The sequence below is a fragment of the Citrobacter sp. Ce129 genome, from assembly GCF_030334545.1.
GTDB classification, from domain to species: Bacteria; Pseudomonadota; Gammaproteobacteria; order Enterobacterales; family Enterobacteriaceae; genus Citrobacter; species Citrobacter europaeus.
This window is the reverse complement of sequence record NZ_JAOWDS010000073.1, coordinates 636,079-649,331: the sequence shown is the minus strand read 5'-3', so window position 1 is coordinate 649,331 and position 13,253 is coordinate 636,079. Positions and strand designations below refer to the sequence as shown.

Genomic DNA, 13,253 nt, shown 5'->3' with positions numbered 1-13,253 from the left:
AAAACCATGAAAAAGATTGATGCGATTATTAAACCCTTCAAGCTGGACGACGTCCGCGAAGCGCTGGCAGAAGTCGGCATTACCGGTATGACTGTAACAGAAGTCAAAGGGTTTGGCCGTCAGAAAGGCCATACCGAGTTGTACCGTGGTGCGGAATATATGGTGGATTTTCTGCCGAAGGTAAAAATTGAAATTGTGGTCACCGACGACATCGTCGATACCTGCGTTGACACTATTATTCGTACTGCCCAGACCGGTAAGATCGGTGACGGTAAGATTTTTGTCTTCGATGTGGCGCGTGTTATTCGTATCCGTACCGGCGAAGAAGACGACGCGGCAATCTAAGCCGCGCCGTTAATTTGTAGGCCTGATAAGCGTAGCGCATCAGGCAGAGTGGTTGCCGGATGGCGGCGTAAACGCCTTATCCGGCCTGCTCGCGTAAAACATTACAACACTTTATGCGGGCCGAAACATTCGTAATGAATGTTCTCGTTTTTCACGCCCAGACCGACCAACTGCTTCGCGGCGAACTGCATAAAGCCAACCGGACCGCACAGATAAAACTGCATCGCCGGATCGCTGATTGCGCCTTCCAGTTTGTTCAAATCCATCAGACCAACGCTATCAAACGCACCTTTCGCGCGATCGGCTTCGGTTGGCTCACGATACCAGGTGTGTGCGCTAAAGCGTGGCAGCGTTTTGCCCAGTTCATTCACTTCATCGGCGAAGGCGTGTACATCGCCATTTTCTGCCGCGTGGAACCAGTTAACCTGCGCCGTATGATGCGCTTTTGCCAGCGTATCCAGCATCGCCAGCATCGGGGTCTGACCCACGCCTGCGGAAATCAAAGACACAGGAGTATCGGTCGCGACATCCATAAAGAAATCGCCCGCAGGTGCAGCTAAGTGAACAACGTCGCCAACATTTGCATGGTTGTGCAGCCAGGTGGAAACCTGACCACCGTCTTCACGCTTCACGGCAATTCGATAGCCTTTGCCATCGGGTTTACGGGTCAGTGAGTACTGACGAATTTCCTGATGCGGGAAACCCTCTGGCTTCAGCCAGACGCCCAGGTATTGCCCCGGATGATATTCAGCCACTGCGCCACCGTCGACAGGTTCAAACTCAAAGCTGGTGATGAGTGCACTACGCGGGGTTTTTGCCACGATGCGGAAAGGACGGGTACCTTCCCAGCCGCCATTTTTATTGGCATTTTCGCTGTAGATTTGCGCTTCACGGTTGATGAAAACGTTCGCCAGCACGCCGTATGCTTTGCCCCACGCATCCAGAACTTCCTGACCTGGGCTGAACATTTCGTCCAGCGTTGCCAGCAAATGGCCACCCACGATGTTGTACTGCTCCGGTTTAATCTGGAAGCTGGTATGTTTTTGCGCGATTTTCTCAACGGCTGGCAACAACGCCGCCAGGTTTTCGATATTGCTGGCATACGCGGCAATGGCATTAAACAACGCTTCACGCTGATCGCCATTACGCTGGTTACTCATGTTGAAGATTTCTTTCAGCTCTGGGTTATGCGTAAACATGCGATCGTAGAAATGAGCGGTCAGCTTCGGGCCTGTTTCAACCAGCAGGGGAATGGTGGCTTTCACTGTAGCGATGGTTTGTGCGTCAAGCATACGGTCTTCCTTTATCTGAGACTTTAATGATGTATGTCAAATACATCTTATAAAAAATACCCCTGCATTGTAAATGGTTCTTTGTAACTTTGCGTTGTAAAGGTTACATCGTGAAAAATCTGCATCACAAACCTGAAAAGAAATCCGTTGAAATTCAGCAGACCTTTGTTCTCCAAAGCCTTGTGTGCCGTGAAGGTAATCGTTTGCGTAAAATCCTTTGTCAAGACCTGTTATCGAAGAATGATTCGGTTATACTGTTGGCCGAAGTCCTGGAAGACTGCCTTTTCAGGCCAAAATTTACTTGTTAGCTGAGTCAGGAGATGCGGATGTTAAAGCGTGAAATGAACATTGCCGATTATGATGCCGAACTGTGGCAGGCTATGGAGCAGGAAAAAGTACGTCAGGAAGAGCACATCGAACTGATCGCCTCCGAAAACTACACCAGCCCGCGTGTTATGCAGGCGCAGGGTTCTCAGCTGACCAACAAATACGCTGAAGGTTATCCGGGCAAGCGCTACTACGGCGGTTGCGAGTACGTTGATATCGTTGAGCAACTGGCTATCGATCGTGCAAAAGAGCTGTTTGGCGCTGACTACGCTAACGTACAACCGCACTCCGGCTCTCAGGCTAACTTTGCCGTGTACACTGCTCTGCTGCAACCGGGCGATACCGTTCTGGGTATGAACCTGGCGCAAGGCGGCCACCTGACTCACGGCTCCCCGGTTAACTTCTCCGGCAAACTGTACAACATCATCCCTTACGGTATTGATGAGTCCGGTAAAATTGACTACGAAGACATGGCTAAGCAGGCCAAAGAGCACAAACCGAAAATGATCATCGGTGGCTTCTCTGCATACTCCGGTGTTGTTGACTGGGCAAAAATGCGTGAAATCGCTGACAGCATCGGCGCATATCTGTTTGTTGACATGGCGCACGTTGCCGGCCTGATTGCCGCAGACGTTTACCCGAACCCGGTTCCACACGCACACGTTGTGACCACCACCACCCACAAAACCCTGGCGGGTCCGCGCGGCGGCCTGATCCTGGCGAAAGGCGGTGACGAAGAGCTGTACAAAAAACTGAACTCTGCCGTGTTCCCAAGCGCGCAGGGCGGCCCACTGATGCACGTGATCGCGGCGAAAGCCGTGGCGCTGAAAGAAGCGATGGAGCCTGAGTTCAAGGTTTACCAGCAGCAGGTTGCCAAAAACGCCAAAGCGATGGTGGAAGTGTTCCTGAACCGTGGCTACAAAGTGGTTTCTGGCGGTACTGAAAACCACCTGTTCCTGCTGGATCTGGTTGATAAAAACCTGACCGGCAAAGAAGCTGACGCCGCACTGGGTCGCGCTAACATCACCGTTAACAAAAACAGCGTGCCGAACGATCCGAAGAGCCCGTTTGTGACCTCCGGTATCCGTATCGGTTCCCCGGCTGTGACTCGCCGTGGCTTCAAAGAAGCGGAAGTGAAAGAGCTGGCTGGCTGGATGTGTGACGTTCTGGACAACATCAATGACGAAGCCGTTATCGAGCGCGTCAAAGGTAAAGTGCTGGATATCTGCGCACGCTTCCCGGTCTACGCGTAAGTAATACGGATTGCCGGATGGCGGGGTAAACACCTTATCCGGCAGCTATATTCACTTAAGTAAGATTGTTTCATCGCTAAAGCCGCCGCTGGCGGCTTTTTCTTTGCCTGAATCCATTTTCTCAATAAACGTATTTCTCGCCCCTGATTCAACGTTACTGCCCCGATAATCACGCCATCCTGTGAGTTAAACCAGATTGCTTTCTGCGCATCGGTCTGGGTTGGAGGGGACTTTGATACCCGGTTATATGAATGATTTTAATACCGGACAGGTGGTTTTTCGCCCTGGTGTGGGCGATGTCCCGACCATTGCCCTGCTGATGGCGTGGAAAAAAGGGCCAATCAAACCGGCATTGACCGATTTGATCGCCACGGTACATGAACGTTTAGCGGTGAGCCTGACGGAGTAATGGCTATAGCTCGCTAAGCTGCGACTCGACATACAGATAGCCAATCCCCATTAGTTGCTGGGCGCGGTTAAGCTGACCGAAGCTTATCTGAGTCGCTCTGGCACGCGGGTTATCGCCGTGATCGAACGGGTTAAACCCGGTTTGTTGTACCAGCGTATTAAGCCAGCTATTGCCAAACGCGCAGCTACGGCCATACAACCATATTTGATTAATGTTCAGTATATTCAAAAAGTTATATAAACTCAGCCCGATGGCGCTAGCGGCATGTTCGGCCCAGGCCTGAATGCGGACATCACCGTTCTGCCAGGCAGCAATAAGCTGGTCGGTGGTGAGCGTTTCCGGGTCGTAAAGGGATGACGGCTGCGATTTCATCCACACGCGGGCCTGTTTTTTCAATGCGCTCAAGGACGCCACCGTTTCCAGACAGCCATAACGGCCACAGTCACAGGCGACCCCATCGGGATGAATGATGGTATGCCCAATCTGACCGCTGCCGTACAGACTGCCGCGCCAGATGTTATCGTTAATCACAAACGATGAACCAATACCGTAATCAACGTTAATCACGCAAAAATCACCATTAGCCGCCGGGTTTTGCCATTTTTCCGCCAGTGCCAGCATCACGCAGTCATTGTCCAGCCGGACCTGTACGCCGAGCATCTCCTCCAGCAGATACTTTATCTCCACCGGTGTTTTCCACGGGGCCTGAGGCATGGTTTTTGATGCGCCGGTTATCGGATCAACCTGACCGTGAACGCCAAGCGCCAGATTAATCGTGACATCAGGAAATTGTCGACGGTATTCCCGCCAGTGCGCCGCCAGTGCTGTCAGCAGCGCTTTTGGCGACTCGGGGTTGATGACTTCATGCTGCCAGTCACCGACGGCAACCAGCCGCGCGTCCGCCAGTTGACTGGTGATGCTGGTGGGGGTGACGTTGATACACAGCGTCCAGGCGCCTTTTTCTGGCAAATGATAACTGCCGCTGCTCAAACCACGCTGGCTTAAGGTTTCTCGCGAATGGCTGATTCTCCCTTCATCCATCAGCTCTTCGAGGATATTGCTAACCGCCGGGATCGACAGGCCGGTGAGCTGCGCCAGCTGTGACTTGCTGAGCTGCTTTTCCCGCCACAGATGTGACAGAAAAATCTGTTTATTCGCCTGACGTACCCTGGCGTTGTTGAACCCCGAACGCTGCATTTACTTAACTCCCTTAACTATATTGCGTGAGCATTGCGCATTTTAACGCCACTTAACTGCCGCAGAATAGCGTCAAGTTGAATTTTTACTTTTGTTTATTGAGTGGAGAGCGGCATGTACGGTTCAGTTAAAGTCTGGCAGGAAACGATCACCCTCCCAACGTGGACGGCGGGTGAAGAAGATGCCAACCCAATGTTTCTGGAAAAACGGGTTTATCAGGGATCTTCTGGGGCGGTTTATCCCTACGGCGTGATTGATACGCTGACCGGCAAACGTGAAATGCGCGACTATCAGGCGGTGTGGATGGAGAATGACTTTATTCGCATCATGCTGTTGCCGGAATTAGGCGGACGCATTCATCGCGCGTATGACAAAGTGCAGCAGCGCGACTTCGTCTACTACAACGAAGTGGTGAAACCCGCGCTGGTCGGTCTGCTTGGGCCGTGGATCTCCGGCGGCATTGAGTTTAACTGGCCGCAACATCATCGCCCAACCACCTTTATGCCGGTGGATTTTACGCAGCAGCAGGGTGAGCAGGGCGAATACACCGTGTGGATGGGCGAGGTAGAGCCTATGCGCGGTTTACAGGTCATGACCGGATTCACGCTGTATCCGGATCGCGCGTTGATCGAGATAACCGGGAAGGTATTTAACGGTAACGCTACCCCGCGCCACTTCTTATGGTGGGCGAACCCGGCGGTGAAGGGCGGCGACGATCACCAGAGCGTGTTCCCACCGGATGTGACGGCGGTATTCGACCACGGTAAGCGCGATGTCTCTGCATTTCCCATCGCCACCGGCACCTACTACAAAGTGGACTACTCGGCTGGCGTGGATATCTCGCGCTACAAAAACGTACCCGTGCCGACCTCCTATATGGCTGAAAAATCAGATTATGATTTTGTTGGCGCCTGGCATCACGGCGAGCGCGGTGGGTTGCTGCATGTGGCCGATCACCATGTTTCTCCGGGGAAAAAACAGTGGACCTGGGGGCATGGCGACTTTGGCGTCGCCTGGGATCGTAATCTCACCGATGACAACGGTCCGTATATCGAACTGATGACCGGGGTCTTTACCGATAACCAACCGGACTTCACCTGGCTTGCGCCTTACGAAGAGAAAGTCTTCGTGCAAAACTTCCTGCCTTACAGCGAGCTGGGAATGGTGCAAAACGCCAGCACGCAGTTGGCGCTTCGTCTGGTGCGTGAGCCTGGCCAGCTTTCAGTGGGCGTTTATGCGATTGCGCCGTTACGCGATGTTCAGGTTACGCTTGCCGCACACGGGCAGCCGTTCTATGAAAATACCTTCACCCTTGAGCCGGGGCAGAGCTGGTTGGCTGAGGTGTCAGACAATGGCGATGCCCGGGTGACGATGACCGTCACTGGCGCTGATGGCGCTACGCTTTTGCAGTATGAAGAGCACATTGCGCAAGAGTTACCGCTGCCTTCGGCGGCCGTCGCGCCAGCGCTGCCAGAAGCGCTTTCCAATACCGATGAGCTCTATTTTATTGGTCAGCATCTTGAGCAATATAACCACGCCAGCCGCTATGCTGAAGATTATTATCGTCGCGCGCTGGACGTTGATCCGCTGGATTACCGCAATAATGTGGCCCTGGGGACGCTGGCGCTAAACCGCGCTGACTGGGCGTTGGCGGCGCATTGTGCGGGCAAGGCGCTGGAACGGGCGCATAAGCTCAATAAAAACCCGCGTGATGGCGAGGCGAGCATGCTACTGGCCGCCGCACAGGAACGTCAGGGCGACGATGACAGCGCCTGGGATAATTATTATAAGGCCAGTTGGAGCGGCAACTGTCGGGATGCGGCTTTCTGGTCGTTAGCGCGTCTGGCGATGAAGCGCCAGGACTACGCTGGCGCGTTGGAAAAAGTCGAGCAGAGCCTGCGATTTAACGGCAGTAACAACCTGGCAATGGGGCTGAAAGCGCTGGCGCTGGCGAAGCTTGATCGCAATGCGCAAGCTCTGGACTACATTCGCCAGCAGCTGGTTGATTATCCGCTGAGCTATACCCTGCACTATGCGCGCTGGGCCATTTGCCAGGATGAGGCAACAGCGCTTGCGTTGATCTCGATTACCGGGCGGCGCGGTACCAATGCGTGTGAACTGGCAGGCTGGCTGACCTCTTTGGGGCAAAAAGATGCTGCCCGAGGCGTGCTGGAACTGCTCGACAGCCAGGAAACGCTGCCGATGCTGTGGCGTGCCTCGCTGAGCGACAATCCACAACCGTTCATCGAACGTGCCCGTGAATGCCTGCAAAACCGCGTACGTTTCCCCAACACGCTGGATGAAGTGCAGATGCTGCAAAACCTCGAAAAGAGCGCTTTTGCCCGCTATTTACTCGGCTGTTTCTGGTACAGCAAACGGCGCTATGCCGAAGCGGTTTCCTGCTGGCAGTTTACGCTTGCGCAGGAAGCGGATTTCGCGCCGGTGCACCGTTTACTGGGGATCTATGCCTGGAACAAGCTGCACGATGCGCAGCAGGCGATGCAGTATCTGTCGCAGGCCGTGGCGCTGGAGCCTCACAATGCCCGTTTCTTGTTTGAACTCGACTATCTCAAAAAGCTGATGGCGCAACCCGCTGAGCAGCGTCTGCAGCGGCTGGAAGCCAGCAAAGAGATTGTCTTCCATCGTGACGACCTGACGGTAGAACTGCTCAGTCTGTGGAATGGATTGGGGCGCTACGACGATGCTGCGGCAGTTTTACGTGAGCGCGAGTTCCATCCGTGGGAAGGCGGTGAAGGTAAAGCCACCGGGCAATATTTGCTGAATCAGATGCATCGCGCACTGGCTGCCGTTCAGTCTGGTGACCTGCAAACCGCCATCGCGCAGTTGCAACAAGCGTTGCATTACCCGCAAAACCTTGGAGAGGGGCGTTTACCCGGACAAACGGATAATGACATCTGGTATTTGCTGGGGCATTGCGCGCAACTGCAGGGGCATTTCGAGGAATCCCAGCGCTACTTCTCCCGCGCGACGCGCGGGGGTAGCTCACTGGATGCCGGACGTTACTACAACGACCAGCCTGTGGACTATCTCTTCTGGCAGGGGATGGCGCAGAGAAAACTTGGCGATAACGCAGAGGCGGACGCGCTGTTCAATAGCTTCCTGCAATGGGTAGAGTCGCATCGCGACAACGTCCCGGATGTCGATTTCTTTGCCGTCTCGCTACCCGATCTGGTGGTGCTGGATACCTCAGCACAAGCAAAACACCAGCAACACTGCCTGTTTATCAATGCGCTCGGGCATCTGGGGTTGGGAAATAGTGCCGCTTGTCAGCGCGAACTTGACGCACTCCTGCAACGCAATCCGGCGCATGACAAGGCATTGCTGCTGCGTCACGCCATTAACGTAAGGCTTTTCCAGTAACACCCGAAACGGGTGGGGCCAACCTCACCCGAAACCTACTGTCCCCTGCGTTTCCCTGAAAGAGGAATCATAATGAATAACGCGCAGACACATTTAAAGATTGGTTACGTCTGGACTATCTGCCTGGTTGCGGCCTGCGGTGGTTTACTGTTTGGCTATGACTGGGTGGTGATCGGCGGGGCAAAACCCTTCTATGAAGCTTATTTCTCGATTACCGATCCGGCGCAATCGGGCTGGGCGATGAGTTCGGCTTTGGTCGGTTGTATCTTTGGCGCGTTGATTTCAGGTTGGTGCGCCGATAAGTTTGGCCGAAAGATGCCGCTAATTCTCTCGGCGATCCTCTTTAGCGCCTCCGCCTGGGGAACCGCCGTCGCCAGTAATTTCGACATGTTTATTGTTTACCGCATCGTTGGCGGCGTGGGGATCGGTCTGGCGTCCGCACTAAGCCCGCTGTATATCGCCGAGGTTAGCCCGGCTGAAAAACGTGGTCGCTTCGTTGCCGTTAACCAGCTCACCATCGTCATTGGCGTACTGGCGGCGCAGCTTATCAACCTGATGATTGCCGAACCTGTTGCTACAGGCGCTACGCAGCAAGCAATTGTTGAAAGTTGGAACGGTCAGACGGGCTGGCGCTGGATGTTTGGCGCAGAATTAGTGCCCGCGGTAATTTTCCTGGTGCTGATGTTCTTTGTTCCTGAATCGCCGCGCTGGCTGGTGAAAGCGGGCAAAGTCGATCGTGCGCGTGCCATGCTCCAGCGCATTGGTTCGGCGCAATATGCCGGGCAAACGCTGAAAGAGATTGAACATACGCTGCAAAAAGATAATCACAAGGTCGCGTGGTCAACGCTGTTACATCCGCAGATCAAACCGATCGTGATTATTGGCATGGTGCTGGCAGTGTTCCAGCAGTGGTGTGGGATCAACGTTATTTTCAACTATGCGCAGGAGATCTTCGCCTCTGCCGGATTTGATATTAACGGTACGTTAAAATCGATCGTGGCGACAGGGATCATCAACCTGGTCTTTACCCTGGCCGCTCTGCCGTTAGTGGACAAAATTGGTCGTCGTAAACTGATGTTGTTCGGTGCGTCAGGATTAACGGTTATCTATATACTGATTGCCGGGGCGTACGGGTTGGGCATTATGGGCTGGCCGGTTCTGGTTTTGGTGCTGGCGGCGATCGCTATTTATGCCCTGACGCTGGCCCCGGTGACCTGGGTGCTGCTGTCTGAAATTTTCCCTAACCGCGTCCGTGGGCTGGCAATGTCGTTGGGTACGCTGGCGCTGTGGATTGCCTGCTTCCTGCTGACCTATACCTTCCCGCTGCTCAATGCGAGTCTGGGCGCGTCGGGAAGCTTCCTGCTGTACGGTGTGATTTGTGCGATGGGCTTTATCTATGTTCTGCGTAATGTACCGGAAACCAAAGGCGTGACGCTGGAAGCGCTGGAAGAACAGCTGGCGGCGCGGCATACGAAGGTTGGCGCATCAACCCAACAACGAAGCGCCCGCTAATGGAGAGGCTTCTGACGCTACAAAACGCACATCTGCAGATGTGCGTAGACTCGCAGGGTGGTTCGCTATTAAGTCTGGTTTCGTTACAACATCAACAGGCAATTTTACGCGAAGGTCATGGTCAGCAGCCCGGTGACTGTGGCCTGTTCCCGATGCTGCCGGTCGCGAATCGGGTGGCGGGAAATCGTTTTATGCTGCGCGGTGAAGAGATCGTATTACCTCAACATGGCGCAGACGACACCTTTTTCCTGCACGGTGACGGCTGGCTGCAACGCTGGCAGGTTATCACCGTCACCCAAAGCGGTTGTCTGCTGCAGTTGCGCAGTTGGCATCCCTGCGGTTATGACTATACGGCGCAGCTTTGCTATCAACTGGAAACCTCGAGCCTGCACGCCTCGTTGACGCTCACCCACTGCGGTGAGCGGCCAATGATTTATGGCTGTGGGTTCCATCCGTTTTTCGCCTTTGATAAGCACAGCACGGCGCAGTTTTCCAGCAGCGGCTACTGGCCGGAGGGGGAACAGCATCTGCCGCTGGAATGGCAACGAGATATCCCGTCAGCGGCGGATTTCATGCATGCGCAATACGGTGAGGATAGCTGGCTAAACGTCGGCTATTCAGGCTGGAGTGGGCGGGCCGTTATTCAGCGAGATGTGATGAGAGTCACGATTTTAGCGCAAACTCCGTGGTTGATGCTGTTCAGAATGTCGGGTGAGGAGTTCCTGTGCCTGGAGCCGCAAACGCATCCGGTGAATGCCCACAACATGCAGGGGCAGCCGGGATTGCAGGTTTTAGCGCAGGGAGAACGCTGCCATTTTGCGATGCAAATTTGCGTTGAATAGGGCAAAAATCATGTTATCTGCCTGTTAATGCTCTCTTGCGCCAGCCTGCGTTTGTCGCCAGACTATCGCCTCCAAACGGGAGGGATTCATGGCTTTGCATTCCACGCGCTGGCTGGCGCTCGGTTATTTCACCTACTTCTTTAGCTACGGTATCTTTCTGCCTTTCTGGAGCGTCTGGCTCGAAGGGTTGGGGCTGACGCCGGAAACCATCGGTTTACTGCTCGGAGCGGGGCTGATTGCCCGTTTTCTCGGTAGTTTGCTGATTGCGCCGCGCGTGAGCGATCCCTCCCGGCTGATCTCAGCTTTACGTATTCTGGCTCTGTTGACGCTGGTGTTTGCGCTGGCCTTCTGGGCGGGAACCAACGTGGCATGGCTGATGGTGGTGATGGTCGGCTTCAACCTGTTTTTCTCACCGCTGGTACCGCTGACTGACGCGCTGGCCAACACCTGGCAAAAACAGATAACCATGGACTACGGTCGGGTGCGACTGTGGGGATCCGTGGCCTTTGTGATCGGCTCCGCGCTGACCGGCAAACTGGTGAGCCTGTTCGACTATCGGGTGATCCTGGTCCTGCTATCGCTTGGCGCCGCCTCGATGCTGCTGGGCATGATGATTCGCCCGAGCGTGCAGCCAGCGGGTGAAAACCGTCAGCAGGAGAGCGCTGGATGGCCTGCCTGGCGCGCGCTGATAACTCAAAGCTGGCGTTTTCTTGCCTGCGTGAGTTTGTTGCAAGGCGCGCATGCCGCTTATTACGGTTTTAGCGCCATCTACTGGCAGTCTGCCGGATACTCCGCTTCGGCGGTGGGCTATTTATGGTCATTAGGCGTGGTGGCGGAAGTGATTATTTTCGCGCTCAGCCACAAGCTGTTCCGCCGCTTCAGCGCCCGCGATCTGCTGCTGCTTTCCGCCGTTTGCGGCGTGGCGCGTTGGGGATTGATGGGCTGGAGCACCGATCTGCCGTGGCTTATCGTGGTGCAAATCCTCCATTGTGGAACCTTTACTGTCTGCCACCTGGCGGCAATGCGCTATATCGCGGCACGCCAGGGGAGCGAAGTGATTCGTTTGCAGGCGGTCTATTCCGCGGTGGCGATGGGCGGCAGTATCGCCATCATGACCGTATTCGCGGGTTATTTGTACCAGAATCTGGGCAGCGGCGTGTTCTGGGTGATGGCGCTGGTGGCGCTCCCGGCAATCGTTCTGCGCCCGAAAGTAGTGGCGCAGCCTGCGACGTTATGATTCGAGGATTTTGCGGATCTGCTGCTGCTGATGCGGCGTAAGCGCCAGATCCGCATGAATCAATGGGGGTGAAAACAGCGGCAGCGGCGTAGTGTACGGCGTAATAATCAGCGTTACACCGCGCGGCGAACCCTCTTTTTGAAAGTCCTGCATCGGCATATGTTTTACGTTGAGCGGCAGCAGCGTCAGTTCGCGCAGCTGTTGCTCTATATGCGCTTCAAGTTGTTCGTTACTACCGGTCAGCAGGATAATCTGCTTTTCGTGCAAATCCTTCTCCTGCATCAGCCAGGCGCCGAAAATAACGGCGACCAGGCCGATCTCTTCTTCTGAAAACTGGACATCGTATTCCGCTTCGAAGCCGTGTATCGCCTCGCGGGTAGTTCGAACTAACCGGGGATAAAGTCGGCTGAACTCCTCCGGCAACGTGTTATCAATGCCGATAGCAAACATGCTGCGGTTAAGTGCCTGAGCAAGATGAATATACAGCTGATCGTTCAGCCCTTGCTCATCGCTGAAGCGCACATTGCCGTATTCGCGAAAACGCAGCACCAGCCGTGCAATAGCAAGGCGCAGGCGGCGATCCTGCTGGTGATTATCGCGAATCGGGTCGGGGATGCGGATCATTGAGAACAACAACGCCATAAACAGCGATTCGCCCAGCGGCGCACTCTGCATGACGTGACGTTGCCAGTGACGGGCAATCTCCTCAGCCAGAGCGTACTCCGCGCAGGATTGCGCCCAGCGCTGCTGGAGCGGATTAAACTCCGGCGTGTTCCCCGCATTATGCTGCAGCAGGCAATATTGTAAATACAGGCGCAGGAACTGGATGTCACGGCACTCAAACGGCTTCTGCAAGCGGCGGGAACACAGATTAATGAGCGCATGCAGATTGGTGTCGTCATACAGCGTACGTGCGATACCTTGTTGTTTTAGCGCCATTTTTAAAGTGGGGGTGAAATGCTGAGCGATAAAAGTTGGGCAGATCCGCAGACCGCGGCGCAGCCACTGCAACAGACACAGACGCTGATTTAGCGGGGTCCCTTCGATCGCATAGCCGCCATTGAGCGCGGTGGTAATGGCGAGTCGATGATAGCGCTGGATTTCAAGCCCTGCGCCAATAATATCTTCCTGAACAGTGGCATCATCCACGCCGTTGAGGCTGCTGAAGGTTTGCGCAGTCGCGATTTGTCCCGGCAGGAAAAGGGTCAGCAGCACCTGGCAACGGCGCTGGGGAACGGAAAGTACAGATGGTGGAGCAAGCGTTGACATCATCTGTAGGGCCTCCCGTGAGTATGTTTGATAAGAATAGCTAAAGTTTGCTCATAGATTTTGAGAATGGAATGCTTTCCACCAGGAATGCTGGGGAGCGTCACAGAATTTTTAACGTGCGGAACAGATAGCGGTAGTGGAACGCAGCGCGTTAATCCGCTTTTTCACTGTTTTATCTTTTGTTTAGAT

Annotated in this window: 9 protein-coding genes and 2 pseudogenes; 7 read left to right on the top strand and 4 right to left on the bottom strand. The window is 54.5% G+C overall.

Going from position 1 to position 13,253, the window contains the following annotated elements:
• The first annotated feature begins 6 nt into the window (after window positions 1-6).
• Window positions 7-345: a nitrogen regulatory protein P-II gene (gene glnB / locus OGV77_RS22595; RefSeq protein ID WP_002914032.1), complete on the top strand. Its 339-nt coding sequence runs from the start codon at window positions 7-9 to the stop codon at window positions 343-345.
• Between the two features lie 101 nt (window positions 346-446).
• Here glnB and hmpA read toward each other — a convergent pair whose 3' ends face one another.
• Window positions 447-1,637, bottom strand: a complete 1,191-nt coding sequence (gene hmpA / locus OGV77_RS22590) for an NO-inducible flavohemoprotein (protein WP_075145818.1) — start codon at window positions 1,635-1,637, stop codon at window positions 447-449.
• A 326-nt stretch (window positions 1,638-1,963) separates the two neighbouring features.
• On the opposite strand from hmpA, the gene glyA reads away from it, so the two are divergent.
• Window positions 1,964-3,217, top strand: a complete 1,254-nt coding sequence (gene glyA / locus OGV77_RS22585) for a serine hydroxymethyltransferase (RefSeq protein ID WP_043017209.1) — start codon at window positions 1,964-1,966, stop codon at window positions 3,215-3,217.
• Here the strand turns inward: glyA and OGV77_RS22580 are convergent.
• Window positions 3,208-3,429, bottom strand: a pseudogene (locus tag OGV77_RS22580) (oxidoreductase C-terminal domain-containing protein); the annotation flags it as partial. The gene glyA and the pseudogene OGV77_RS22580 sit on opposite strands and share 10 nt — an antisense overlap.
• A 5-nt stretch (window positions 3,430-3,434) precedes the next feature.
• Here OGV77_RS22580 and OGV77_RS22575 point away from each other — a divergent pair.
• Window positions 3,435-3,626: pseudogene (locus tag OGV77_RS22575) on the top strand (transcriptional regulator); the annotation flags it as partial.
• 3 nt (window positions 3,627-3,629) lie between these two features.
• Here OGV77_RS22575 and OGV77_RS22570 read toward each other — a convergent pair.
• Window positions 3,630-4,823, bottom strand: coding sequence for an ROK family transcriptional regulator (locus tag OGV77_RS22570; RefSeq protein ID WP_043017207.1), 1,194 nt, complete (start codon window positions 4,821-4,823; stop codon window positions 3,630-3,632).
• A 114-nt stretch (window positions 4,824-4,937) separates the two neighbouring features.
• Here OGV77_RS22570 and OGV77_RS22565 point away from each other — a divergent pair, with 114 nt between their 5' ends.
• From OGV77_RS22565 to OGV77_RS22550, 4 genes are all read left to right on the top strand, one after another.
• Window positions 4,938-8,204 carry a DUF5107 domain-containing protein gene (locus tag OGV77_RS22565; RefSeq protein WP_087050925.1) on the top strand — a complete coding sequence of 1,089 codons (3,267 nt, stop codon included), beginning with the start codon at window positions 4,938-4,940 and terminating at the stop codon, window positions 8,202-8,204.
• Between the two features lie 72 nt (window positions 8,205-8,276).
• Window positions 8,277-9,716, top strand: coding sequence for a sugar porter family MFS transporter (locus OGV77_RS22560; RefSeq protein ID WP_075145820.1), 1,440 nt, complete (start codon window positions 8,277-8,279; stop codon window positions 9,714-9,716).
• Window positions 9,716-10,558 (top strand): aldose 1-epimerase, encoded by an 843-nt coding sequence (locus OGV77_RS22555; protein ID WP_087050924.1) that lies wholly within the window; start codon window positions 9,716-9,718, stop codon window positions 10,556-10,558. The genes OGV77_RS22560 and OGV77_RS22555 overlap by 1 nt, the downstream gene beginning before the upstream one ends.
• A gap of 88 nt (window positions 10,559-10,646) precedes the next feature.
• Window positions 10,647-11,795, top strand: coding sequence for a 3-phenylpropionate MFS transporter (locus OGV77_RS22550; RefSeq protein WP_043017203.1), 1,149 nt, complete (start codon window positions 10,647-10,649; stop codon window positions 11,793-11,795).
• On the opposite strand, the gene csiE is transcribed toward OGV77_RS22550, so the two are convergent.
• The gene (csiE, locus tag OGV77_RS22545) at window positions 11,790-13,067 is read right to left on the bottom strand and encodes a stationary phase inducible protein CsiE (RefSeq protein ID WP_047409489.1); all 1,278 of its coding nucleotides are present in this window, start codon (window positions 13,065-13,067) and stop codon (window positions 11,790-11,792) included. The two genes, OGV77_RS22550 and csiE, sit on opposite strands and share 6 nt — an antisense overlap.
• Window positions 13,068-13,253: the final 186 nt, after the last annotated feature.